We start from the raw sequence: 25,623 nt of genomic DNA on the forward strand, positions 1-25,623 counted from the left end.
ATTTCTTCATGCTTAACCATTCGTTTTGACAACATTTCAATGATCTCTTTAGTGTTTTCGAACCGACTTTTGTCAGTTCTATTGTTTAACTTTTAATTTTTCGGTAAAAATTTACCGAAGTATTGATGTTATAGAAGATTCAATGCCAGTTGAACATTTACCTTCTGAAAAATAGATCCAATCATCATACAAATTTCTAAAGATTTTTATATCACTTATAGTGAGACCGAACTACTCAACCATTGTGACATCAAGGATGTCCTTTTTATCCTAAGAGAAAGAGAAATAATCATTTCCGTTTTAGTGTGCTGTTAGAAATGGCCAAACGACATAGAATATTAGAATCTATGTGGTACTCCGATGTCCTATCCGCAATATTTTCTGTTTATAGTTCTTAATGGAAAATCGAGATATTGCTTACGCAATTTTAAGCAAAACCTGCATGTCAAAAGTTTTCTGGGAACTACTCGGAATGCAGTGAAGCAAAACATCCATTGAACCAATCTAATCTCACCGAATCGCTCAAGTCGAACATATTAAAATAGAACTTTGCAAGTGGATAAATCAGTCCTTCTTGCCTCCTCCCATGCAGAATCAGTATAGAGAGACCCCCCACAAAAATAATCATGTGGACAAGAGACTATTTTTCCTTTGTCCACTTTCATGCAATCCATTATAAACTAAATCGTTTAGGATATTATTGGTTATATTATTGTTTTTATGTGAATATTTGTGCTGTATTAATTGTTTATTGTTTGAAAATACTTAATATTGCAGTGCTATTGATGCTATATATATTAAATATTATTGTTAATTCTGTGTTTGATTGGTTAATGATAAATTTATAATGAGATGTGTAATTCATCTGTAAGATGATTAGGATCTTGACCGTAGATTCGTGTTGTTTTTGTGAGGGTGTGAGTAATGTTTGGACAAGACATTATAATCAGAATATTCATCTAGGCCACAATCCTGCCACGTATATAATATTGTAACTTTAAATATATTAATTATTACTGTTAATAAATTGCAATTCTTATGCGAAAATTTGTTTTCTTATTGATGTTAGCAGTTGTTCCGGTACTTCTTGTGGGGCAACAGCGTGTACTGAGATCTCGGGTCTCTCAGTTTAAAAGTGAATCCAAGTATGTTGTAAAATCACCTATTTTAGAAACGAAAAATATAAAAGATAGTAATACGGTGAAGTTAACACTGTCTCCTCTAAATGCTGATGGATTTATTGCTGTTGAAGGTGCGGTTTATAATGAGAATAATTATTATTCTTTTGGCCTAGATGAAGAAACATTAGAACGTGTAGATACTCGAGACGATGTTCCGATAGGAACTTATGATTTGTATTATCTTTTTACTAAGAACAATGAGTATTACATTGTAGTGAAAGAAAATGTTAAGATTGAGAAAGATCAGATTGTTTCTTTTGATCCTAAAGACGCAGTTTTATCTGTAAATATCATTAGTCTAGATGAAACAGGTCAAGAACTTAAGCCGAATACTTATTCTGATGAAGAAGATGATTTTGGTAGTAGAAGGATCGTAAAAAATGGAAATGCGAATGGGCTTTCGGTTACTACTTTTCTGATTAGGAAGAATGTTGGGACCGTTGTCTTATTACCTCAACTTTTAAAAACGGAAAGTCAAAAATCCTTCTTGCATATCAATAGGTTGAGTGATCAATATAGGTTGGTTGATACAAGAAGTATGTTTAAAAAAGCTGACGATACTGATCCAGTATTCTATTTCTTATCATATTGTTCAAAGCTTGATGAATCGAAGGATATAAAAAATGATCCTGAAAAACTTGGACGTTATGTACAAAGGTTCACTATTTCTAAGGAAGGTGCCAAAGCGAATGATAGAAAAGCTCATATACCTGGTTTTATACATATAGCTTCATATAAGGGAGAGCAAGTAATGAATGACCATCCTCATTTTAAAGACATCATCCTTAAAAAAGATGAGCTGACATTCATGATAGATATGCAACCAGAAGAAGAATTTGATTTTGCCACTATGGTTGTACCTAGATTTGGTGACTATTCCAAGAAGATTTTAGATATGGGAAGGCCAATTGATAGTTTCTATTTTACTGAGGGAGTTCCTGTTTTAGGAAATGCTGATGAGTTAAAAACTGTTTTAAGGGGAATAGTTGGTAGTTCTTATAGTCTAAGTAATGACGTATACATTGTTTATCCTGGTCTTGATAGTTATTCGTTTAATGTAAACGAATACCCTAATTTAACTCTAGGTAATTCATGCCCGATCATGGTGCCTGAAATGCCAACAGAAGAGTCAGAAGGACTTATTTTTCCATATTATATTGGTAGATTTGGGGAAATTATGGGATCTTCAACCTCTTTTGTGAAGACCAAGGAAGAGAAGGACGGTAACATGATTGTTAAAACTTATACGGACGAAAATGTTTTAATTGACAATAGTATTGAAGGAAAGAATATTACTATGCTTAAGTTTGATTCTTCGAAAAAAAATGTAATGACTCCAACTTTACAATATCTTCAATTGAGGTCTATTAGTTCTGGAAATGTTACAGATAGATTTAAAGAATCTAATGATGTACGAATCTCATTTTCTGTGGCAGATGTTGAGCTTGTTCAAGGTGATGAAGATGATAACGAATATTATAAGTGTAATAAGGCTAAGACAGTTAAGGCGTTCGTTTCATTAAAAGGAAAAGATGAGTGGAAAGAGTTAACTGTAAAAGAATCCCCAGAATTATATTTATGGCCTTCTCTTGGATACTATTATTCTAGTCTTTTGAAAGATAGTTTTAAAGATATTCAACTTCCTTTTGGTTGGTATGATATTAAATTTGTTTTGGAGGGAACTAATGGAAGTGAAGAGATACAGATAATCTCTCCGGCATTTAAACTCGATAGTCAGGCAAGTATAGAAGAGAAGGTAAAATCTGATGATCTTCGAGTGCTAAAATCAGGAAACGAAATAGTGGTTGAAGGAGTTGTTAATCCTGGTTTATGTTTGTTTTCAGCGGATGGTGTAGTTGCAAAGACTTGTTCTTCAAATCATTTAGACATCAGTGGAATTCAAAGTGGTATATACCTTTTAAGAGTTGAGTTTAATGGATCTTCAAGGATAATTAAACTTAATCTTTAATTTCGTTGTTGAAAATAATAGCAAATCCTCACAGAGGTGCGTTAGTGTCTTTTGAGATGGACTGCGATAAATCGAGAAATGCCTGTAGTCTTTATCGCAGTCCATTTTATATTCGAAAAAGAGTAACTGCAGGTATAGAGTCTGAATCATTACGAATAATGATACAGCCTCACACTCTATACATTTTGTAGTGTGGCTGCAGTAACGTTTATTCCGACCTGCTTCTCCAAGTCTGAAAGATGCTTGTCAAATAATTCCATTATTGTAGAAATCTCATTTCCCTTACCCAAGTATTCGGACTTTATTCTTTCAAGTGAAAGGCAGTCGGTAACCTCAAGCTTCTTATATATGTTCATCAGCCCGCTCCTAATATTGTCAAGCTGTAAGTTAGTGTTAAGAATTTCCGTACTGCGTCCTTTCAGACGTTCTTTTTCATTGTCCCACAAGGACCGTTCCACGGCAATCCCCGCAGAGCCGGCTGACAGGCGTTCGTTGTTCAGATAAATCCGAATCATTACCGGAGTCTTACCCTCCTTGTTCACATAATTGCTTCTGAGATAGAAGGCGATTCTAAAAATTGACTTCATAATCCTTTGTTTATTACAGAGCCGGCTACAGTTATTTTTTTAGGAGAAGTTCTGTAGCCGCACAAATGTGGCAAACAGTCTGTTCCCCGAATTGTAACCGTTCTGCAAAGTTCAACATAAATATTTGAATTACAGCAATTTGTGTGTACTCTATACGTACTCTCTAAATACTCTTGGCTACATTTTTTCACTGCATAAATTTATGTAGCCGTATTGTAGCCTTTGAGGAGTATTTTGGGAGTATTCAGCGTATCTATACGAACTCGGAAATAAGGGATATATATAAAAGAAAAGTATCATAATTCCTTAGAACTATGATACTTACACATTTTGCTAAAATTCTCTGATTTTATTTTCAGAGTACTTAAAGCGGAGAGAGAGGGATTCGAACCCCCGGAGCCTCTCAGCTCAACGGTTTTCAAGACCGCCGCAATCGACCACTCTGCCATCTCTCCAAGAGACTTTGTTTGTCTCTCAAATCGGTTGCAAATGTATGTATTAGTTTTGAACTGCACAAACTTTTTGGGAAGTTTTTTTGATGATTTTATTTTGTTTGTTCATTAATGTGTTGATTTAATGATATATGAGTGTGTGAAATTTTTTTGAGTCTTTTATTGATGTTGTGGTTTGAAAGGCTTTTTTTGTGTCTTTTTTTGTTGTCTTGCTTAGGCCCTTTTTAGATTGGGTGTATTGTGCAAAGTTTGGTTTTTATTTGGAGGTGTGATTTGTATACAGTCTGATACGAGACTTCCGACTATTATGAATGAAAATCGAAACAGTTTCTAAAAATGCTCTGTCTCGGGCATTATTGCTCTTTTTTATTTCTTACCTTTGCGTTGTATTTAGGTGCTTGTCAAGCCGATATATCTGTATTTAGGTTGTTTGACCTTGATTGGGTTGTCAATTGAAGGCGATTGTGTGGTGACAAGTTGGTGGTTTATGAGCTTTTGATCATTACTCTGTAGCTGAATGGCTTGGAAAGATTGATGGCTGATGGTATTCTTGTCTTAGCATCGTCGCATTGGAAAGTTGTTTTAGAATCTGATGAAACGGGGATGGTATTTGAGGTATTTGCAATGTCTGAACCCTTTTATATACTCTTTTTAGTGTTATGATTGTCTGTGCAGATGGGAAATTAAGAAGAAGCTTTTCCATGATATGGCGATTTGTTTGAAACAACTTTTGCATACTTTTTTGGTTGGATGGCACCGCATATCTATCAATAACAATGTAATCTCTTATCTATCATGACAGATAAAGAACATTCTGCGCCGGCAGAAAATTTGCAACATCCGGAAAATAATGATTTGTACAAAGGTCTAAAAGTCAATAAGGGCATTGCTGATGTCCCTATGATTAATCCTTATCTCAAGCGTGTTAGGCGCAAAGAGTTGACTGTAGATGATTATGTCAAGGGAATTTTGGATGGAAATATCACTTTGCTTAGTCGTGCTGTTACTTTGATAGAAAGTCAACTCGCATCTCATCAGGAGATGGCTCAGCAAATTATTGAAAAATGTCTTCCATACTCGGGAAATTCGATGAGAATCGGTATAACCGGGGTTCCAGGTGCGGGTAAGAGTACATCTATTGATACGTTGGGGATGCATATCATCAAGCAGGGCAGAAAACTTGCTGTTTTGGCTATTGACCCTTCAAGTGAGGTTTCGGGTGGCAGTATCTTAGGCGACAAGACGAGGATGGAACAGCTTAGTCGCGAGAAAAATGCTTTTATTCGTCCCAGCCCTTCAGCCGGCTCTTTGGGAGGTGTTGCCAGAAAGACGCGTGAAACGATTGTATTATGTGAAGCAGCAGGTTTTGATACAATCTTTGTCGAAACGGTAGGAGTAGGGCAGAGTGAGACAGCCGTACATTCGATGGTTGACTTCTTCTTGCTGATCCAGCTTGCAGGTACCGGTGACGAGCTGCAAGGAATCAAGCGAGGTATTATGGAAATGGCAGATGGTATTATTATCAACAAGGCTGACGGAGACAATGTGCAAAAGGCTCAGTTGGCCGCTTCTCACTATCGCAATGCTTTGCGTCTTTTTCCTAAGGCTGAGTCCGGTTGGGATCCCAAAGTGTTGTGCTATTCCGGATATTACGGTATTGGAATCAAGGAGATCTGGGACATGTTGGATGCTTATCGTCATCATGCGATAGATAGTGGTTATTTTACTGAAAAGCGTCTTAAGCAAACGAAGTGGTGGATGAAGGAAACCATTGAAGATGCTTTGAGAGATTCTTTTTATCACAATACGGATGTAATGAATCTGTTACCGGAGATAGAAGATCACGTTCTTAATGACCGTATGACACCATTCACAGCTGCAGCTGCATTGATTGATAAGTATTTCAGTTGGATTCGTCAAAATACAAATCAAGGCTGATAATATTCTTTGCTTGAAGGCTGTGTCAAATATGGAATTGTAAGAAACTCTTTCCTTTTCGACAATCACATGCCTTTTAATCAAAATAGAGTAATCGCTATCATTGAGTTTTGGCTCTTTGATAGCGATTGTTCTTTAATTTTGGCATAGTCTTTACCGTGAATATGTTTCTTAATAATTAAAAACAGACTGCTATCTCTTTATTTTAGGAGATTTTTTGTGCTAATAATGTGTTGTCCGCAGAGATGCAGAGAAACAACAACTTCAAAATCATTTGTACATAACATCGAATTTTATTTCACATCCTTGCACTGCAGCCATTGTTTTATTGCATAGCATAATCCATGATGAGATTGCTTGCCTGATCTTTTGTACCAATTGCTGAGCTTTCGGAGCGGTTTTATTAAAATCTTCACTTATTTACTATTTGTTATTATTTAGTGCTTTATATATACGAATTTGGAATATTGATAAACATATTTCCTATTAAGTAAGAAATTGGTTACTTCTGTCTATATGTTTGATTTTAAGAGTCTTATTTTAGATAATAGGCTTTTTGTATACCTTTATGATTGTCAATAAGAATGTTATACAATTATTAGTATTACCTTTGCGACGAAATAATTAAAACTCGTGTTACATGGGAAGAATAGATAATTTGGATCGCCACATCCTTCGTATTATTTGTGGCAATGCTCGTATGTCTTTCAAAGATGTTGCTGAGCAGTGTGGAGTTTCTCGTGCTGCCATTCATCAGCGTGTACAGCGTATGCAGGAACAAGGTGTTATTACAGGTTCCGGATATACAATCAATCCCAAGTCTCTTGGCTACACTACATGCACATATGTTGGTGTTAAGTTGGAGAGAGGATCTCTTTACAAGGAGGTTGTTCCTCAGCTTTCTAAAATTCCCGAATTGGTAGAGTGTCATTATACAACCGGTACTTACTCTATGCTAATTAAACTTTATGCAAGAGATAATGACCATTTGATGCAGATTCTGAATTCTACCCTACAAGAGATCCCCGGTATTATTGCCACTGAAACTTTGATTTCTCTTGATTTGGCATTTATGAGGAATATTCCTATCCCAATGATTGATGAGGATAAAGAATAAAGTTCTCCATGGATAAGTCCTATTCCTTATTTGAATTTTGTTCCTCTATCAGGCGTTGTCTGCAATATCACTATAGTGGGAAGTACTGGATTCATGCAGAAATATGCGATTTGAGGGTTAATAAGGGTAGTGGACATTGTTACTTTGATTTGATTCAAAAAGGAGATGATGACCGTATAGTAGCTCGTTCGAAAGCTACTATATGGTCTAATAAAGCACAAGAACTATTACCAAAATTTCATAGAGAAACCGGCAGTGTATTGCAAAATGGTTTGGAGGTGATGCTGTTGGTTTCGGTTAATTTTCACGAACAGTTTGGCTTTTCGCTTAACGTGGACAACATCGATCCTACTTATACGCTTGGAGAGATGGCTCGTAAGCGTAGAGAGATAGTTGAGCGTTTGCAGCGTGAAGGTTTGTTAGATCGGAATAAAGAACTTCCTCTTCCTCGAATATTTCAGCGACTTGCAGTTATAACTTCAGCTACGGCTGCGGGTTGGGGTGATTTTGTCAATCATCTGAATGATACTCCCGAGTCTTTTGTTTTTTATACTCATTTGTACCCCGCATCGATGCAGGGAAAGGATACAGAGTCTTCAATTGTGAAGGCTTTAAGTATAATTGAGGGTCACAAGGAGCATTTTGATGCTGTTGTTATTATTCGTGGTGGTGGAGCACAGAGCGAGCTTGCGAGCTTTGACTCTTATCTTCTTGCTAAGGAATGTGCTTTGTTTCCTCTGCCCATCATTAGTGGTATTGGTCATGAAAGAGATATTTCGGTCGTTGATATGGTTGCCTCTATTTCATTAAAAACTCCTACTGCTGTGGCTGATTTTTTGATTGAAAGGATGCGATGCGAGTTGTCTTTGCAACAAGATATGATGCAACGCTTGAAGCTATCTGTTTCTCAGTTACAATCCGGTTATTCGGAGCGTATAGACCGTGTTGCGATGCGCCTTCCCGTGGTAGCCCAGTTTAAGCTGCGAAAAGAGGGCGAGAAGATTCACCTTGTGGAAAAGATGGTGACTATGGGAGCCGGCCGTCTTATAGAGAATGCTTCGGCGCAAATTACTTCTATATCTTCCAAACTTCCCACGCTTATTAGTCGAACCTTTGATCGCTCTTGGCAGATGATTGGATATGTTGGCCCCAGGCTTAGAATAGTCGTTGGAAAGAGGATGGGCGAGATGTCGAGCAGATTGGAGGTTATTGAGAAAACGGTGAGTTTGTCTGATCCAAGGCTTATTTTGTCGAAAGGTTTCGCCATTGTATCGAGTCAGGATAAGATATGTTGTCATGCAAAGGAGCTAAAGTCGGGATCAAAAGTCGAGATGACTTTTATTGATGGTGTTCGAACAGCGACAGTTGATTGAGAGTGCATTGTTCTTTTGTTTCTTTCAAGAGCCAACTTCTGAAAAATTGCTACCTTTGAAATGAGGAAATTCATCCTCGTCTAAATATCATTCATTATGAAACCAATAGCATTAGTAACCGGTGCAACTTCTGGTATTGGCAGGGCTACTGCCATTAAGTTGTCAGAAATGGGATACAGATTGATTATCGCAGCACGTCGCGAGGATAGATTAAACGACTTGAAGGCTTTGCTAAGCAAGACTACTGAGGTGCTTTCTATCACTTTGGATGTGAGAGATCGTAAAGCAGTGGAGGAGAGCTTGGGTCATTTGCCCGAGGAGTGGGCCGCTGTGGAAGTTTTGGTCAATAATGCCGGGTTGGCAGCCGGTCTTGAACCTATTCAAGATGGAGATCCTGATGATTGGGATCGCATGATAGATACGAATGTGAAAGGGTTACTATATGTTACAAAAGCTATAGCTCCCGGTATGTGCAGTCGTAAAAAGGGTCATATCTTTAATTTAGGTTCTATAGCCGGTAAGCAAGTGTATGCCAATGGTAATGTTTATTGTGCCAGCAAGCATGCTGTAAATGCGTTGAGCCAGGGTATGCGTATTGACATGCTTCCTTATGGAGTCAAAGTAACTCAGATTTGCCCTGGAGCAGTGGAGACAGAGTTTTCGCTTGTTCGTTTTCATGGAGATCAGCATAAAGCTGATAATGTGTACACAGGTTATGAGCCTCTTACGGGGAATGATATTGCTGATTGCATTGCTTCAGCCCTGTCTTTGCCTCAAAATATATGTATTAATGACATGGTTGTAATGCCCAAGTCTCAGGCTAACAGCATGTATTTTTATAAACAATAATTTATTAAATAGTTAGAAATGAGTAAGTTTATAAAGGAGTTTAAGGAGTTTGCCGTTAAGGGCAATGTGGTGGATATGGCAGTAGGTATCATTATTGGTGGTGCCTTTGGTAAAATTGTAGCCTCTTTTGTTTCGGATATTATTATGCCACCGATAGGTGTTTTGCTTGGTGGTACAGACTTTTCGGATCTGAAGATCGTTCTTAAGGAGGCTGTTAGAAATGGTTCGGAAGTCATAACACCGGAAGTCGCAATTAACTATGGTTCATTTATCCAAACGCTGGTTGATTTTTTAATTATCGCCTTTGCCATCTTTATGATGATCAAGGCTATTAATTCTCTAAAGCGTAAAAAGGAGGAAGCTCCGGCTCCCGAGAAGCCTGCTGAACCTTCTGAAGATGTCAAACTTTTGACTGAGATTAGGGACTTGCTCAAAAATAAATAATCATATTCTTTGTGCTTAAACGGCTTATTCTCTTTGAAGAATCTTAGGATCTCTTTTTGGAGAATAAGCCGTCTTTGCTATTGGTGTACTTTGTAAGTATGCAATAAAGAGGAAGGGTACCTGTATCCCTACAGACACCCTTCAGAAATGTATGTTAGTTAGTATAGATGTACCCATAGATGGGTTGTTGCAATTACTTAATGCGATCTTGTCAAATTGAGTCACATATGGTTTGTTTTAGTAGGGAGTGTTTCCAAATTATTTAGAGAAACATCCCTTTTGATGCCGGACAATTTCATTGTGTCCAAATCAAAAGAGATGAACTGTGAGACCATGTCCCATCAATTCGCTTGCCAAGGTAGTACATTTTTAAGTTATAAAGCAAATTTTGGTAGAAGTATTTTTCTCTTTTATGAATAAATCTATTATGTAAGTGCATGTCTATATCAATGTATATACGATTATGTTATTGATTTATAGTTATATGTAATGTTATTCTTTTCTAATAAATTTGGGTGAATGTTCTAAGATTAATTTTATTTCTTGTATTGTTAATGAACGACCGTTCATATATTTTATGGAGCTTTTAAGGGGATTATGAAGTTTAGTCTGATATGGAAAAGTGACTTTCATGTGATTGATAGCATCTATTTCTAAAATTCAAAAGGCTGAAGATCAATCCAATCGACAAAGTAATGTGTGATTGTTAATATAATTGATTTTTAGTATCTTAGCTACATAATCAAATAGAAACCATGGGAATACTCATAACACTCATCATATTATTGTTTTTAGTGCAGCTTGGAAGATCATGCTACCAAGAGGCAACAATTCGTCCCATAGGCTCTGAACAAATAATCACCTCGGCAAGCATCAAAAGCAATGGTCCTACCTATCTTTTCTTATGGGCTGTGAAGTTCGAAGAAAGAGCACTATATCTGTTAAATACTGTTGCTGCATCTAATGCTCTACAAGGGAATCAAATATCACTTATTTACAACGAATTTCATATAATTCGGGGTTAGGGGACCCTGACCCTATACGCACTTTGCCCGTTTTATAGTACGAAACGGGCTTTTTTATGCCTTATTTTAACAAATAAGCTCGTGCGAGAAGCAATCTATTCTCGCGCGACTTTAGATCTGATCTCGCGCGACCTTGACATGCGAAGTCGCGCTACTTCGGGTGCAACCTCGCGCGAGGATAGGTTCAAGGTAGCGCGAGAATGGATTGCAAGTCGCGCGACCTTCCCCAAAAAGTGGCCCGAAGTCGGTTTTTAAGCCGCCAAATTGCCCATAAAAAGTAGCATATACATATATTAACATTCAGATAGGACGGTTTCGTCCTATTGCTTTTAGATTTTGTGGAGAATGAGCCTCTTTGGGAAGTAAAAAAGAGCTGCATTGGAACTAAAAACAGGACAAGATAGTTTACATTATTTATCTATTATGATGTGCTTTGATATTCTATTTTTGACTACAAAGGAGTCCATTAGCATGAATAATCTTCGTAATAATTGCTATGTATTCTATCCATTGATTATTGATTATAAATGAAGTGATCATCGCCATTCTGTCCAATTTTTGCCAAGTATAATGGGCTATACTTTTTTCGAAGAAACAATAGTCATCCTCATATAACTTCATAATCGTAGTCAAACTCTAAAGACATATTTGCGTTGAAGTTACATTACTCCGCATTAAAAGCATTACTTTTGTAGATTAGAAAAGGATTTTTATTATGACAGCAAAAGAGATACGCCAGTCTTTTCTTGATTTTTTTGCAAGCAAAGGACATAAGATAGTACCATCAGCCCCTATGGTTATAAAGGGTGATCCAACCCTGATGTTTACAAATGCGGGCATGAACCAGTTTAAGGATATTATACTTGGCAATACTGAGCCAAAAGCTCGTCGTGTTGCCGATTCACAGAAATGTCTCCGCGTTAGTGGCAAACACAATGATTTGGAAGAGGTTGGAAGAGACACATACCATCATACCATGTTTGAAATGCTTGGTAACTGGAGCTTTGGTGATTACTTCAAAGAGGATGCCATTGCCTATGCGTGGGAATATTTGGTAGACGTTTTGAAGCTTTCTCCCGATCGTTTGTATGTTACCGTTTTTGAAGGATGCAAAGAAGAAGGCCTGGAGCGTGATGATGAAGCTGCCGGTTTTTGGGCTCGTCATATTGCTGAGGACCGCATCATCAATGGCAATCGCCATGATAATTTTTGGGAGATGGGTGACACCGGTCCTTGTGGTCCTTGCAGTGAGATTCATATTGATTTAAGAAGTGATGATGAGCGCAAAAAAATCAGTGGTAAAGATTTGGTCAATAAAGATCATCCTCAAGTAGTAGAGATTTGGAATCTTGTTTTCATGCAGTATCTCCGTCATGCAGACGGACATTTGTCGGGTCTTCCTCACAAGGTTATTGATACCGGAATGGGCTTTGAGCGCCTTTGTATGGCACTTCAGGGTAAGCAATCCAACTATGATACAGATGTGTTTCAACCACTTATTAGAGCTATTGGCACAATGTCCGGTAAGGTGTATGGTCAAGACGAACAAGTGGATATTGCCATGCGAGTGATAGCCGATCATATTCGTACGATTGCATTTGCAATAACAGATGGTCAGCTTCCATCCAATGCTAAGGCAGGCTATGTAATCCGTCGTATTCTAAGGCGTGCTGTTCGTTATGGGTACACTTTCCTGGATCGTAGAGATGCATTTATGTATGCACTTCTTCCTACCTTGATTGATTCGATGGGTGAAGCCTATCCTGAATTGAAAGCTCAGAAGACTTTGATCGAGAAGGTTATTAAGGAGGAGGAAGAGAGCTTTTTGCGTACCCTCGAAACCGGTATTAAACTTTTGGATAAGAAGATTGAAGAGGCAAAAGAGAAGGGAACAAAAATATTGAGTGGTGTGGATACATTTACTTTGTATGATACTTTTGGATTCCCTCTTGATTTGACTGAACTCATACTTAGAGAGCAGGGCTTGGAAGCTGATATCAAAGGCTTTGAAGCTGAGATGCAAAAACAAAAAGATCGTGCGCGCAATGCGGCTGCAGTTGAGACGGATGACTGGGTTGAGCTTGAGTCCGGAGAAACTGAATTTGTAGGTTATGATGCTCTCGAGGCAGATTGTAAGATTTTGCGTTATAGGCTTATCAAACAGAAAAAAGAGACTTTCTATCAAGTAGTCTTATCTGTATCTCCTTTCTATGCCGAAATGGGAGGACAAGTAGGAGATAGCGGTTACTTAGAGGATTCGTTGGGTGAAAAATATCCAATCTTTGATACTAAGCGAGAGAACAATCTTCCGGTTCATTTGATGAAAAAGATGCCTCAAGAGGTAACCGGTAGTTATCATGCCGTTGTTGATGCCGATCGTCGTCGGGCGTCTGAATGCAACCATACTGCGACTCACCTTCTTCATCAGGCTTTGCGAGAAATATTGGGTACTCATGTGGAACAAAAGGGGTCTTTTGTGAGTCCTGAAGTTCTTAGATTTGACTTTTCTCATTTTGCCAAGATGACCGATGAAGAGATTCGTCAGGTAGAGCGTAGAGTCAATGAGCGTATTCGCATGGACTTGCCAAGAGAAGAGCGTCGCAATATGCCAATCAAAGAAGCAATAGCTTTTGGAGCCATGGCTTTGTTTGGTGAGAAGTATGGAGATGAAGTTCGTGTCCTTAAGTATGGAGATTCAATAGAATTGTGTGGTGGTACTCATCTACCATCTACAGGGATGATTGGGACATTTAGGATTGTTAGTGAAAGCTCTATAGCTGCCGGCATTCGTCGTATAGAAGCTGTGACAGGTGTCGGAGCAGAGGAATATCTTTATCAACAGTCCGATCTTATTGCAGAACTCAAAGGTCTATTGAATAACAATCCTCAACCGGTCAAAGCTCTTCAGAAACTTATCGAGGAGAATGCTCAACTAAAGAAGTTGCAAGAAGAGGCTCTCAAGAGAAGGGCAGCTGAGATAAAAGATAAATTGCTTGCTGATACTACTGAAGTAGGAGGCGTGAGATTGTTTAGATTGGAAGCGAAAGACATTCCTGCAGAGGTGATACGAGATGTTGCTTTTAGAATTGATTCGGCAGTTAAGGAGTCTTATTTCTTTGCTGCAGCTACCTCTAACGAAGGAAGGCCTACCTTGACTGTCGGTATTGCTAAGAATCTAACGGAAAAAGGTCTCAATGCGGGACAAATCGTTAGGGAGGCTGCCAAACTAATCAAAGGTGGTGGAGGTGGTCAGCCACATTTTGCTTCTGCCGGAGGTAAAGATGTCGGTGGCTTGTCCAATGCTTTGGATAAGATAGTCGAGCTTGCCCAACTAAAATAAGTGTTTTGAAATTAGACATTCATTACGGAGGTTGTGTATCCTTTTGGGCATACACAATCTCCTTTTCTTTTATTTGTGCTTTATGAACCATTCATCAATTATCTTCTCTGGACCAAATGCCCTCAAGTGTGAATTGGTACCATATCTTATAGAGTTGGGTATCGATCGTGTTTTTATGATTCTTGATAAGATTTTGCTTGAAATTCATGCCGATACCTTGTATCCTCTTATGGATTTGCTGCCCAAAGAACATATTCTATTGATTGAAGCGGGGGAAGAGTATAAGCACCTTGATCAATGTCAAAAGGTCTGGCGTTTTTTTACAGAGTCAAAAGTAAATCGCAATGATGTTGTTGTCAATGTTGGAGGTGGAGTCCTTACCGATCTTGGAGGATTTTGTGCGTCAATTTATAAGAGAGGAATATCCACAATCAATGTGCCAACGACTCTTATGGGCATGGTAGATGCCGCTATAGGTGGTAAAACTGCTGTGGATTATCTGGGAGTGAAAAATTTGTTGGGTGCTTTTCATCTACCTATCGCTGTATGTGGCGATTCTTCTTTTTTATCCACTCTTACACAAAAAGAGCTTCTTTCAGGATTTGGAGAAATCGTAAAGCATTCTCTTCTTGTCGGTGGTGATATGTGGCAACGGGTCATTCAGTTTGATCCTTTGTATTCGGACTCTGAAGAATGGCAGTACTTTGTTGATCTTTCGATGAAGTACAAAGAAGCTGTGGTCAAAGAAGATTTGTATGACAATGGATTGCGAAAATGTCTCAATCTTGGACATACGATCGGACATGCTTTGGAAAGCTATTTTATCAATAGTAAATCTTCGTTTGGGACAGATAGAGATTTGGTTTCGCATGGCGAAGCTGTGATAGCAGGTTTGATAGCAGAACTCTATATGAGCAATCAACTCTTGGGCTTTCCCTCGGATATATTGCATCAACTGATATATCTTGCAAAAGAAAATTACGCACCTCTTCTTTTTACATGTAAGGAATACGACCCCCTTCTAAAGCTGATGAAGCAGGACAAGAAGAATATTTCAAAAGCTGTCAGCTATGTTGGGATGCGCTCTTTGGGTGAACCGGTACTATTGGAGGTTGATGATGAAGAGCTCAAAAATGGATTGGACTTTTATAGAGAGATGTTGTGTTGATATTGCTTCATCTCTGCTACAAAAGTCCATTATCCGATTCAGTATAGTTTAGTTGTCTCTATTGAGTACACCGGAGTCATTATCCTGATTGTTCATCTTTAGTTTGACATTTGGTTTAGATTTTCCGAATGTAAAGTTGTATGCAAAGTTGATATAGACCATATTGGCATTGCTTTTTATCAATTCAGACTCTGTCCGGGATATCAGGTTGGTACCTGTTGTTTTGTATTTTGTACTTGTGCCGTCGTAAAATGGGTATCTCAGACCTGCAGTGATGTTCATATTTTTGATCGGTCTATATGATAGTTCGGAGTAAAAGAGACTTGAGACTTCTCTTTTTATCTGTCCATCCAAGCTGGTCCTTGCAGACTGGAAGCAGGTTTCGAAGCTCCATTTCTTATAGTTGATTTTAATGGATGGTGCTACCATGTAGTCCGTATAGCTCCATTTCTCATTGTCTAATTTGTTTTGTTGATGATATACTTCGCTATATATCCTCAATCTGAGTAAATTGCCATTAAGAGGGTACCACTGCAAAAAGAGACTTGCTTTTGCCATATTGCTGTAATCGATATTGTCAAAGGTTTCGATGATGTCCGTATTATTTGTTTTGAATACGGGGGCAATGGGTTTGGATGCGTGGTCGAACGACGTTTCAGCATTGATTACAAATTTCTTGATTCCTTTGAAATACGAAAGTGATATATGATGTCTGTTATTGGGATTTAAGTTGGTGTTTCCGACAAAAATGTAGTTTTGACCCTTGTAGTAGGGATTGTTGGTGAGCTGTCCAATAGACGGCGTGTTGGTGTTGATTTCGTAATTGAGATTGCATTCGGAACTTTCGTCAATAAAGTAGCTTAATCTTACTTCCGGTCTGAAATATGTGTAATCAAATGATTGATCGAGTAGGGTATTGAAGTGGTTGTTGCTTAGTCCTATACTTGCGTTGTAGCTTATCTTGTTGCCAAGCATACCTGTCACTCCGGAGAAGCAGTAGAGCTCGTTTTCGGTGATATTATTTGGTTTTGGAAGATCTTCTTGCTTGCTGTGTGAATACATATATCTTGCTCCGACAAAGACTTGGTTTTGCTTCAATTTGAGGTTGTATAGGAAATCTCCAATGAGAGAGTATTTGTCTGTTCTTATGTTTGTAGCCGTATTAAAATGCTCTGTCTTGTCGCTTTGTTCATTGTAAGCGTAGTCGTATTTTGTTTTAAAATAAGTTCCTACTGCATTAAGGGTAATCTCATGCTTTTGTCCAAAGAGTTTGTTGTAGTAAATATCTGCAACCGGTTTGATATAGCTGTCATTATCTCTGCTAAAAGCTCTTTTTTGTGCTGTAAGTTCACCTTTAATAAATGAAATGTCTTGAGTGGAAGTTCTTCTTCTGTCAAAAGAAGATAAGCTTAGTTTTGTATTGGATACATAGCTTTTGGCTTTGCTGTTGGTAAGGTTCAGCTCTATGGTTTGATCCTCGTAGGCATAAGGACTCTTATGTCCTTTCTTATCTTTCTCTATGTACTGATCTTTGGGTTTGTAACGCATCATCTCATCCAAAATGCGTTTGCTGTAGTTTCGATAGCTGATATGATAAGTAAGTCCTATCTGTGTGTTGCCAAAATTGTATCTGCCATTGATTATGTCATTCCCCAAACCCGTTGTCAAAGCATTTTGTGTATTTACCCCAAACGAACCTCCGGTCACCTTGGTTTTAGTTATGATATTGATAACTGCTCCAAGTCCAAGGTTGGAGTATTGGACGGGTGGCTATGTATAATATTCTATCTTGTCGATATTTGAAGGTGAAATTGTGGATAGATCTATTGTGGCTGAATGTACACCATTGATTAGGATCTTCACAGCTTTGCCTCCCTCCAACATCAACTGTTGGTTTACGACTTTGATGCGAGGAAGATATTCCATTGCAGAAAGGGCATCCGAATAGTTTTCTTTGTCTTTAGCGGTAATTTTATATTCCTTTTTATCACTAAACCTTTTGACTGTTTTTCCCGTAATAACCAATTCGTTGAGTGATTGTACCTCTTCTTGTAGAATGATCTTCCCCAGATTGATGTTTTTGTCAATGCGAAAGTCTTTCTTGTACTCCCTAAATCCAATAAAACTAATCGAAAGGAGGTAGCTCCCCTTTCTTATTCCATCTATTCTAAAGTCACCCTCATATTGTTGCTTGAAACTCCTTTGTATATCTCTTTTGTATCCCCGGCATGAAGAACCACAGTACAACCGGCAAGCGGTATCGATCTATTGTCCGTAACTTTCCCGGAGATATAAAAGTCTTGAGCTTTTATGCCTGAAGTGATTGCTACGATAAGGCATAAAAGAATGCTAATCTTATTCATTATTACTGTTAATTAAATGTGATTGATTTGTTTTATTACCAAAGATGGTAAAATATAATTAACAAATTATGCTATTATCCTATCTTTTCCATATAGAGTATCGTCGTGTTTTATTTGTTGACATTTGATGCAGTATATGAGATTAATCTGCATTTATGTATAAAGAACTGATAAATAAATCAAATTTATTTGTTGATATTTGATGTAGTATTTGAGATTAATCTGCATTTATAGTATAAAGAACTAATAAAAATATTCCTGTTATGACTAAGTTTTATTGTTTGATAGCTATTTGTATAGCTCTTTTTAGCGTTAGCTGTAGTAAAGATACAAAAGGTGTAGACTCTAAGGCCGTGGCTAAGTATCAGAATAATATTCCATTGCCAAAAGATGGAGCCTCTTTGCCAAATGATAGGCGGGATTTGGACCTTTCACACATAAGTGATGCTCAGATGAAGATGGTTGAAGCAACCAATCGATTCGGGTACAGTCTTTTTTCCAATTACGCTAAAGAAGCGCAAGGACAACCGATTACGGTTATCTCACCTTATTCAATCGAGTTGTGTTTGACAATGTTTTTGGCAGCACTTGACGATCAGTCGTACACTAAGTTTACCAAAGCTATGAATCTGGAGAATATTGGAAGGGACGAACTGTTGCAGTTTTATTCTGACTTGACTGACAATATGGTCAAGAGTGATGAGAAGCAGCGAATATTCCCGGCTAATATTGCATGGATATCGGATGTTCGCAAAGATTATCTTCCTTCTTACGGAGAAACTTTGGGCAAGTATTTGGGTGCTGAAGTGGGATTCATACCATTTTTACCCGCTCGTGAAGCTGTATCGACAATGAATAAATGGATCAATCTCAAAACATATGGTCACATTGACAAGTTGCTAGCTCCTCAGGATATTGAGAATAGAAGTCTGGTATTATGTAATGCGGTCTATTTTTATTCTCCTTGGAATGATGAGTTCTTGGCAGACAATACTAAAGAAAGGCCATTTAGAAATGCCGATGGAAGTAAAGTGATGGTCCCGACAATGAATAAAACAACGTGGACAATGAGATATTGTGAGAATAATGAAGTTCAGATAGCTTCTCTCCCCCTAAACAACAATCAATTTTCTCTTTTGATTGTTTTACCCAAGTCCAAAGATTTATCTCTTGATCCTTCTAAACTTGCCGAATGGAATCCTATTGAGAAAATTGGGCATTCTAAGACCTATGATGTAGAAGTCTTTTTGCCGAAACTTAGTACCTATTCCGATAAAATGGATTTGGGTCAACCACTTATGGAGATGGGTTTCCCAGCCGACTATGTCTTATCTAATCTATTTACTACCCAAAACCATATTAACAATGGGTTTAATGTATATCAAAAAACATATGTAGGATGGGATGAAAAAGGTGTGGAAGCTGCAGCTGCTTCCACGGTTATTCCGATGCCTTCAGATTCTAACTCGAATCAAGAGGATGTTGTTCTTGATGTCAATAGACCATTCTTTTTTATCTTGATGCATGAAAAGTCTTCCAAAGCCGTCTTTATAGGGGCTGTCAATAGTTTTAACAAATGAGTTGAGAATGTTTGCACAAGGTGCCATTCACACAAATTACAAGCTAATTTAGGAATTTTGAAGAATGGATGAGATGCAAGGCGATGAGGGGTAGTGCTAAGGAGGCGTACTTGGGGTATGTGACCGAAGCCGATTACCGAAAGCAACGAGGCAAATCGCCATTATGCAACAGTCACGAGTTGAGCAGAAGACTCTGAGATAATAAGAAAGAGGCTGAGCCATTATGATTAATGACACAGCCTCTTTTTATGTTTTAGATTTATTGGACCTTATTAGTCACAAGCACATTTGTATGTTGGAATGAGGTTTCTGTCTCCATATCCGTTGTCAATTCGTGCCACATTGATCCAGAACTTGTTGTCTCTTAGATATTCCAATGGGTAGCAAGCTTTTGATCTTGGGTATGAGTGTTTCCATTCATCAGCCACAATTTCGTACTCAGGGTGAGGCGCATTCTTAAGGACATTGTCCTCTTTGTCCGCTTTGCCTTCTGCAACCTCTGTCATTTCTTGCCAGATACATTCCATTACTTCGACAAAACGATCAAGCTCTTCTTTGCTTTCGCTCTCTGTAGGCTCGACCATCAGTGTGCCATGAACCGGGAATGAAAGGGTAGGCGCATGATATCCAAAGTCCATAAGTCTTTTAGAGATATCATTTTCGTCACAACCACACCAGTCTTTGAGTTTGCGGCAGTCTACTATACATTCGTGTCCGACTCTTCCGGTTGCACCTGTGTATACGATACCATAAGTATCTTTAAATCTGCAAGCAAGATAGTTGGCGTTGAGTATGGCGATGCCGGTGGCTCTCCTGAGACCTTCATAACCAAGCAGTCTGATATAGCTGTATGTGATGGCGGCTATACCTGCACTTCCATTGGGGGCTGCTGCCACTTCCGTACCTTCATATCCCGGCTGTCCATAGCAATGTTGAGGCAGGCAGTCGATGAGGTGTGGAGCTACGCAGATCGGGCCCATACCGGGGCCACCACCACCGTGAGGGATAGCAAATGTCTTGTGAAGATTGAGGTGACAAACGTCAGCTCCAATATATCCCGGGTTGGTGATACATACTTGAGCGTTCATATTTGCACCATCCATATATACTTGTCCTCCAATCTCGTGGATTCTCTTACAAAGGTCTATAATGTTGGTTTCGAAGATGCCGTGTGTTGAAGGGTAGGTGATCATCATTGCTGCAATCTGATCTTTGTACTCTTCAGTCTTTTTCATAAAGTCATCCCAGTCAACATTTCCCTTTTCGTCGCAGTCAACATTGACAGTTTTGTAGCCGCATTGTACGGCAGAAGCCGGATTGGTACCATGTGCAGAAGCCGGTAAGATAACGATGTTTCTGTCCCCTTGTCCAATCTTTTCAAGGTAAGTACGAATGGTACGGAGACCACTATATTCACCTGCAGCACCTGAATTTGGTTGAAGTGTGACACCGGGCAAGCCTGTGATGGCTCCAAGGTATTTCTTCAATCCATCAATTAGCTCTTCATATCCTTCTTTTTGATCAGCCGGAGCGTATGGGTGGATGCAACCAAATTGTGGCATGGATAATGTAATCAACTCAACAGCTGCATTGAGTTTCATGGTACAAGATCCAAGAGGAATCATTGAATGTGCAAGTGAAATATCCTTTCTTTCGAGACGTTTGATGTATCTCATTAGCTCTGTCTCAGTATGGTACTTATTGAATACTTCGTTGGTAAGGAACTCGCTTGTACGTTCAAACTTCTTATCAAAGTATACATGCTTTGGACATACATCTTCTTTGATAGTTACCTCTTTGTCAATAGCAGATGAGAAGATATACAGCAATACCCCAAGATCAGACTGCATAGTCGTTTCGTCCAAGCTGATGCTTACTCTTCCATCATTTCTGTAGAAGAAGTTGACATTGCATTCAAGTGCAATTTCACGAAGCTTTTCAACTGTAGCAGCCGGAGCCATTTCAATGGTAAGGGTGTCGAAGAAGTTCTGATTGGAGATCTTGTAACCCATCTTTTTGATTTCCTCTGCCACAAATCCTGTGTATGCATGGATTCTGTGTGCAATGGTCTTAAGACCTTCCGGTCCATGATAGACAGCATAGAACCCACTCATTGTGGCAAGCAAAGCCTGTGCTGTACAGATATTGGAGGTTGCCTTTTCTCTTCTGATATGCTGTTCACGGGTCTGAAGTGCAAGTCTAAACGCCGGTTTTCCGTATGCGTCTTTGGATAGACCTATGATACGACCGGGTATCACTCGTTTGTATGCCATGGTTGCGGCAAGATAACCCGCCGATGGTCCTCCGTTGTACATTGGAATACCGAAGCGTTGGGTTGTACCAAATACAAGGTCTGCACCCCATTCTCCCGGAGGAGTAAGCAGCACAAGAGACATTAGATCAGCAGCAACAGCCACTTTGATGTCAGCAGCGTGAGCCTTTTCTACAAATGCTTTGTAATCTTCTACCTCACCTGTTGCATCCGGGTATTGGATGACTGCGCCAATCATCTTTTCTGTAAATTCTACGCTCTTCCAGTCTCCTTCCACGATTTCCATTCCTTGAGGGATGGCTCTTGTGCGAATAACAGCCTTAGTAGTTTCAAATACATTTTTATCTACAAAGACGACATTGGCTTTAGCTTTGGCCTTAGCTCGTGAGCGTTCAGAATGTAGAAGCATCACAGCTTCTGCTCCTGCAGTGGCTTCGTCAAGGAGAGAACAGTTTGTTAGTTCGAGTCCTGTAAGATCTGTTACCACATTTTGGAAGTTAAACAAGGCTTCGAGTCTTCCTTGAGATACTTCAGCTTGGTATGGTGTATAAGATGTATACCACGCAGAGCTTTCGAGTACGCCTCTTTTGATGACTGCAGGCGTAGCCGTATCGTACCATCCTTGTCCGATGTAGGATGTGAATATCTTGTTTCTTGATCCGAGCTCAAGAATATGTTCTTCAAGCTCTCTTTCGGTCATTGGCTCCGGCAATTCTACCGGTTTGGGCAACTTAATGTTGGTAGGAATGGTGTGGTCGATCAGCTCTTCGAGCGAATCAACTCCAATCACCTTTAGCATCTCTTTTTCATCAGCTTCACTGATTCCAACATGTCTGTTGACAAATTGATTGGTGTCCATGTTTTATAATTATTTTAATGGGTTTGTTATGCTTAGTTGTAATAGCTTCTGTAATATGGATTGTTACTTTTCTCGTGTCCGATAGTTGTCTCCGGACCGTGTCCACAATAAACTGTCGTGTCGTCAGGTAAGGTAAGTAGCTCTGAGCGAGTGTACTTGATCATATTGTCAAAACTTCCACCCCAGAGATCACATCTGCCAATCTCTTCATAAAAAAGTATGTCTCCTGCAAAAAGGCATTTTGCCTGCGGAATATAAAAGGCAAGATGTCCCGGGGTATGTCCCGGTACCATTAAGACCTCTATCTCAAATTTACCCAATTGGAGTTTGTCTCCGGGTTCTATGTAATCTATGGGTGTGTTTTTGATCTTTCCCGGCATAAAACCTCCTGTTTGCTCTTCGGGAGAAGGCATCCCTATGGCGTCTTCTTTGCTTGACTTTGGAATCAGTTTCCAAGTTTTCATTGCAAAATCATTGCCCCATACATGATCAAAATGCAGATGGGTACTAAGTAGAAGTTTCGGGATAAGTTTCTCCTCTTCGATATATCTTTTGAGTTTGTTTTGTTCCTCTTCAAACATACAACCACAGTCGATGATTGCCGTTTCTTTAGTTTCGGTGTCAGAAACTACATATGTATTTTCCATCACCGTATTGAAAACAAATTTCTTAACTTTTATCATACAGGTAAATAGATCACTTGTTTTGTTTTGAAATACTCCTCATCAAAATTAGGATAAATATCTTCAACTATAGCTTTATTCTTAAATGGGTTGAGCTCTGACGTCAGATTACCGCCCTTTAGGCAGATTATACCGTTCGGCAAAGCATTAAACTGGTCTTTTGTATTGACAAGATGCATGGATGAGTGTACCAGATCCTTCATCTGCATGGCTGCTCTGCTTACTACAAAGTGGCATTTTTCATCTTTAAGTTCTTCTGCTCTGCACTGGATAGCACGAACATTTTTTAGACCGACGGCCTCTGCAATAGCAGTAGTGACTTTGATTTTCTTTCTGATACTGTCAATAAGCAGGAAGTTAACATCCGGCATGAGTATCGCAAGAGGGATACCGGGGAATCCACCTCCACATCCGACATCTATTATTTTTGTACCGGCTTTGAATGTGATCATTTGTGTGATTGCGAGAGAATGCAGTACATGGTGAAGATAAAGGTAGTCCATATCTTTTCTACTGATCACATTGATTTTGCTATTCCAATCTTGGTATAGCTCTTGAAGCATCGCAAATTGCTTTTTCTGTAGGTCTGAAAGATTTTGAAAATATTTTTCGATAAGGTCGATCATTGCTGTTGTTCTGCTTTATTTTTGACTAATAAACTTTTTTATTGGAGAGTCTTGTTTTAGTATCGGTTCAAGTCTCTCATACGGGATAAACACATAGATTGTTCCAAATGCGTACGGTGCAATCTCGTATTCGTTGAAGCAGTATGTCAGCCCCTTTTCGTTTATGCTGAAGTTGCGATTAGGTCTAATCTTTTCAGAATCAAAAAATCCTTCTGATTCGAGGTCGGAAGGTGATTGCTTGCCCAATTGTTTGAGTAGACATTCGACGATTATTTTTGACAATTCGTCTTCATATCCTTCATTAAACAGGTCTTGCTCCTCAACGACAGTAGCATTCTTCCTGCTGATGTTGAAAAAGTTTCTGGTGCAACTGCCATGAGCTCCGCCCTCTTCGATGTAGTTTGTCACAAGTATATTTATCCATTGGTCATCCGAATATACAATGGAGTCGTTTAGCTCAAACGTCTGGTCCAGCAAAAAGCTGGGAAGCTTGTTGTCTGTCAATTCTGCAGATGTGTTGTCATCTCTATACTTACTGCCAAGTTGTTTTGTATATACGCGTATGGCGTCTGCCGGCTTCATGTCTGAAAGAGAGTCTCCAAACATGAGTGAATTGAACTTCTTTTGTAGGAGTGTGTCTTCTTTGGGAAAGATATAGTTTATGCTAACCTCCATAGAGGGGGTGTCGGCATCAGCCAAAAGAGGCAGGCTCTCCAGAGATGTAATAGTATCCAAATCAATTGCTGTCGAAACATTTGTTTTGTTCCTATTGCATCCGATGATAGCTGTTAGTATGATTACCATCACAGTGGGCATCATAAAAGAATCTTTATACTTCATAGATCTAAATCTTGTATTTCTTTACTTATACAAAGATACCAATTAAAGTCTGATATTTAGACGCATATTTATAGTGGTTTATTATTTTATTTCGTGCTTCATAAGATACGCTTTTTATGTGGCTTGTCTACGTCTTGTCAATCTGTATGATAAAGGTTGTCTAACTGCTTTTGTTTCAGTTGTATGGACTGTTCTCTTTGAGCATTTCAGGTCATTATCCTTTTGTGAAGTATCAGTAAAATGTAGTGTTATTGCCAAAGAGAATCCTTTTTAGTATATTAGTCATCAGTAAAAGAATATACAACCATGGAGATAAGCATACTACTTACCATACTTTTTATGATTGTTTCACTTTGTGGAACTTTCTTCCTCGGGGGTAAGTTGTGCCTTATCGGAGAAGTGCAAATAGATGCCGACTCAGTTATCAAATACATTGTCAATAATAGTTTCTATCTATGGGCTGTGAAGCTCATTTTAGGAGATTTGTATTTGTTAAATACTGTTGAGTTTTCTGATATTCAGAATGCTGCTCAAGTAGCATTAATTCAACTCAAAAATCACATAATAGAGGGTTAGGGTTACCTGACCTTCCTAACGACTTTGCCCGTTTTATAGTACGAAACGGGCTTTTTTATGCGCTATTTTAACAAATAAGCTCGCGCGAGAAGCAATCCGTTCTCGCGCGACTTTGGATCTGATCTCGCGCGACCTTGACATGCGAAGTCGCGCTACTTCAGGTGCAACCTCGCGCGAGGATAGNACAAAAAAAGCAGCCTAAAGTCCATTTTTAAGTCCCCAATTTGTCCATAAAAAGTCCTCTATACATATATTAACATTCAGATAGGACGGTTTCGTTCTATTATCTCTTGGCTTTGTCTCTATTCAACCCGTTTTGGAGTTAAGAATGGACTGTTTTTATACTAAAGAAAGGTCTAAATAAATTTACATAATTTACAT

Annotated in this window: 18 protein-coding genes, 1 tRNA gene and 1 pseudogene; 11 read left to right on the forward strand and 9 right to left on the reverse strand. The window is 38.8% G+C overall.

The window, feature by feature from the left end:
* The first annotated feature begins 1,038 nt into the window (after positions 1–1,038).
* Positions 1,039–3,150 carry a hypothetical protein gene (locus ACFO3G_RS02020; RefSeq protein ID WP_380077491.1) on the forward strand — a complete coding sequence of 704 codons (2,112 nt, stop codon included), beginning with the start codon at positions 1,039–1,041 and terminating at the stop codon, positions 3,148–3,150.
* A gap of 185 nt (positions 3,151–3,335) precedes the next feature.
* Here ACFO3G_RS02020 and ACFO3G_RS02025 read toward each other — a convergent pair.
* From ACFO3G_RS02025 to ACFO3G_RS02035, 3 genes and pseudogenes are all read right to left on the reverse strand, one after another.
* Positions 3,336–3,737: pseudogene (locus ACFO3G_RS02025) on the reverse strand (Arm DNA-binding domain-containing protein); the annotation flags it as partial.
* A 370-nt stretch (positions 3,738–4,107) separates the two neighbouring features.
* Positions 4,108–4,192: transfer RNA gene (locus tag ACFO3G_RS02030), tRNA-Ser, on the reverse strand.
* 499 nt (positions 4,193–4,691) lie between these two features.
* Positions 4,692–4,925, reverse strand: a complete 234-nt coding sequence (locus ACFO3G_RS02035; protein ID WP_380077493.1) for a hypothetical protein — start codon at positions 4,923–4,925, stop codon at positions 4,692–4,694.
* Between the two features lie 95 nt (positions 4,926–5,020).
* Here ACFO3G_RS02035 and meaB point away from each other — a divergent pair, with 95 nt between their 5' ends.
* The 8 genes from meaB to aroB all read left to right on the forward strand — a co-directional run bounded on the left by meaB (position 5,021) and on the right by aroB (position 15,443).
* On the forward strand, positions 5,021–6,127 hold the full coding sequence (meaB, locus tag ACFO3G_RS02040) for a methylmalonyl Co-A mutase-associated GTPase MeaB (protein ID WP_380077583.1): 1,107 nt from the start codon (positions 5,021–5,023) through the stop codon (positions 6,125–6,127).
* Between the two features lie 640 nt (positions 6,128–6,767).
* Complete coding sequence (locus ACFO3G_RS02045; protein ID WP_380077495.1) at positions 6,768–7,244, forward strand: Lrp/AsnC family transcriptional regulator; 477 nt, start codon at positions 6,768–6,770, stop codon at positions 7,242–7,244.
* An 8-nt stretch (positions 7,245–7,252) separates the two neighbouring features.
* Positions 7,253–8,617, forward strand: coding sequence for an exodeoxyribonuclease VII large subunit (xseA, locus tag ACFO3G_RS02050; protein ID WP_380077497.1), 1,365 nt, complete (start codon positions 7,253–7,255; stop codon positions 8,615–8,617).
* Positions 8,618–8,713: 96 nt separating this feature from the next.
* Positions 8,714–9,466 carry an SDR family NAD(P)-dependent oxidoreductase gene (locus ACFO3G_RS02055; RefSeq protein WP_380077499.1) on the forward strand — a complete coding sequence of 251 codons (753 nt, stop codon included), beginning with the start codon at positions 8,714–8,716 and terminating at the stop codon, positions 9,464–9,466.
* Between the two features lie 18 nt (positions 9,467–9,484).
* Positions 9,485–9,910 (forward strand): large-conductance mechanosensitive channel protein MscL, encoded by a 426-nt coding sequence (gene mscL / locus ACFO3G_RS02060; RefSeq protein ID WP_380077501.1) that lies wholly within the window; start codon positions 9,485–9,487, stop codon positions 9,908–9,910.
* Between the two features lie 755 nt (positions 9,911–10,665).
* Positions 10,666–10,935 (forward strand): hypothetical protein, encoded by a 270-nt coding sequence (locus ACFO3G_RS02065; RefSeq protein WP_380077503.1) that lies wholly within the window; start codon positions 10,666–10,668, stop codon positions 10,933–10,935.
* 712 nt (positions 10,936–11,647) lie between these two features.
* Positions 11,648–14,275, forward strand: coding sequence for an alanine--tRNA ligase (gene alaS / locus ACFO3G_RS02070; RefSeq protein ID WP_380077585.1), 2,628 nt, complete (start codon positions 11,648–11,650; stop codon positions 14,273–14,275).
* A gap of 82 nt (positions 14,276–14,357) precedes the next feature.
* Positions 14,358–15,443 (forward strand): 3-dehydroquinate synthase, encoded by a 1,086-nt coding sequence (aroB, locus tag ACFO3G_RS02075; protein WP_380077505.1) that lies wholly within the window; start codon positions 14,358–14,360, stop codon positions 15,441–15,443.
* A 48-nt stretch (positions 15,444–15,491) separates the two neighbouring features.
* Here the strand turns inward: aroB and ACFO3G_RS02080 are convergent, their stop codons facing one another.
* Both ACFO3G_RS02080 and ACFO3G_RS02085 read right to left on the reverse strand, forming a co-directional pair.
* Positions 15,492–17,150 (reverse strand): TonB-dependent receptor, encoded by a 1,659-nt coding sequence (locus tag ACFO3G_RS02080; protein ID WP_380077507.1) that lies wholly within the window; start codon positions 17,148–17,150, stop codon positions 15,492–15,494.
* Between the two features lie 63 nt (positions 17,151–17,213).
* A complete protein-coding gene (locus tag ACFO3G_RS02085) occupies positions 17,214–17,690 on the reverse strand; it encodes a peptidase associated/transthyretin-like domain-containing protein (protein ID WP_380077509.1) in 477 nt (158 codons plus the stop codon).
* A gap of 379 nt (positions 17,691–18,069) precedes the next feature.
* Between ACFO3G_RS02085 and ACFO3G_RS02090 the strand changes: the two genes are divergently transcribed.
* A complete protein-coding gene (locus ACFO3G_RS02090) occupies positions 18,070–19,386 on the forward strand; it encodes a serpin family protein (RefSeq protein ID WP_380077511.1) in 1,317 nt (438 codons plus the stop codon).
* A gap of 272 nt (positions 19,387–19,658) precedes the next feature.
* Here ACFO3G_RS02090 and gcvP read toward each other — a convergent pair whose 3' ends face one another.
* The 4 genes from gcvP to ACFO3G_RS02110 are packed head-to-tail and all read right to left on the reverse strand — an operon-like array spanning position 19,659 to position 24,666.
* Positions 19,659–22,517, reverse strand: coding sequence for an aminomethyl-transferring glycine dehydrogenase (gene gcvP / locus ACFO3G_RS02095; protein WP_380077513.1), 2,859 nt, complete (start codon positions 22,515–22,517; stop codon positions 19,659–19,661).
* A 32-nt stretch (positions 22,518–22,549) separates the two neighbouring features.
* Entirely contained in the window at positions 22,550–23,164 is a 615-nt protein-coding gene (locus tag ACFO3G_RS02100; protein ID WP_380077515.1) for an MBL fold metallo-hydrolase, read from the reverse strand.
* 32 nt (positions 23,165–23,196) lie between these two features.
* Positions 23,197–23,826, reverse strand: a complete 630-nt coding sequence (rsmG, locus tag ACFO3G_RS02105; protein ID WP_380077517.1) for a 16S rRNA (guanine(527)-N(7))-methyltransferase RsmG — start codon at positions 23,824–23,826, stop codon at positions 23,197–23,199.
* Positions 23,827–23,841: 15 nt separating this feature from the next.
* A complete protein-coding gene (locus ACFO3G_RS02110; RefSeq protein WP_380077519.1) occupies positions 23,842–24,666 on the reverse strand; it encodes a DUF3298 and DUF4163 domain-containing protein in 825 nt (274 codons plus the stop codon).
* Positions 24,667–24,972: 306 nt separating this feature from the next.
* Between ACFO3G_RS02110 and ACFO3G_RS02115 the strand changes: the two genes are divergently transcribed.
* Positions 24,973–25,242 carry a hypothetical protein gene (locus tag ACFO3G_RS02115; RefSeq protein WP_380077521.1) on the forward strand — a complete coding sequence of 90 codons (270 nt, stop codon included), beginning with the start codon at positions 24,973–24,975 and terminating at the stop codon, positions 25,240–25,242.
* The last annotated feature ends 381 nt before the right edge of the window (positions 25,243–25,623 follow it).

Source organism: Falsiporphyromonas endometrii, from assembly GCF_042654485.1.
Classification (GTDB): Bacteria; Bacteroidota; Bacteroidia; order Bacteroidales; family Porphyromonadaceae; genus Porphyromonas; species Porphyromonas endometrii.

Bases quoted from the DNA above. Each gene is read 5' to 3' on its own strand.
- ACFO3G_RS02020 (WP_380077491.1), top strand. From the start codon at position 1,039: ATGCGAAAATTTGTTTTCTTATTGATGTTAGCAGTTGTTCCGGTACTT.
- ACFO3G_RS02035 (WP_380077493.1), bottom strand. From the start codon at position 4,925: ATGCAAAAGTTGTTTCAAACAAATCGCCATATCATGGAAAAGCTTCTT.
- ACFO3G_RS02045 (WP_380077495.1), top strand. From the start codon at position 6,768: ATGGGAAGAATAGATAATTTGGATCGCCACATCCTTCGTATTATTTGT.
- xseA (WP_380077497.1), top strand. From the start codon at position 7,253: ATGGATAAGTCCTATTCCTTATTTGAATTTTGTTCCTCTATCAGGCGT.
- ACFO3G_RS02055 (WP_380077499.1), top strand. From the start codon at position 8,714: ATGAAACCAATAGCATTAGTAACCGGTGCAACTTCTGGTATTGGCAGG.
- mscL (WP_380077501.1), top strand. From the start codon at position 9,485: ATGAGTAAGTTTATAAAGGAGTTTAAGGAGTTTGCCGTTAAGGGCAAT.
- ACFO3G_RS02065 (WP_380077503.1), top strand. From the start codon at position 10,666: ATGGGAATACTCATAACACTCATCATATTATTGTTTTTAGTGCAGCTT.
- aroB (WP_380077505.1), top strand. From the start codon at position 14,358: ATGAACCATTCATCAATTATCTTCTCTGGACCAAATGCCCTCAAGTGT.
- ACFO3G_RS02090 (WP_380077511.1), top strand. From the start codon at position 18,070: ATGACTAAGTTTTATTGTTTGATAGCTATTTGTATAGCTCTTTTTAGC.
- gcvP (WP_380077513.1), bottom strand. From the start codon at position 22,517: ATGGACACCAATCAATTTGTCAACAGACATGTTGGAATCAGTGAAGCT.
- ACFO3G_RS02100 (WP_380077515.1), bottom strand. From the start codon at position 23,164: ATGGAAAATACATATGTAGTTTCTGACACCGAAACTAAAGAAACGGCA.
- rsmG (WP_380077517.1), bottom strand. From the start codon at position 23,826: ATGATCGACCTTATCGAAAAATATTTTCAAAATCTTTCAGACCTACAG.
- ACFO3G_RS02110 (WP_380077519.1), bottom strand. From the start codon at position 24,666: ATGAAGTATAAAGATTCTTTTATGATGCCCACTGTGATGGTAATCATA.
- ACFO3G_RS02115 (WP_380077521.1), top strand. From the start codon at position 24,973: ATGGAGATAAGCATACTACTTACCATACTTTTTATGATTGTTTCACTT.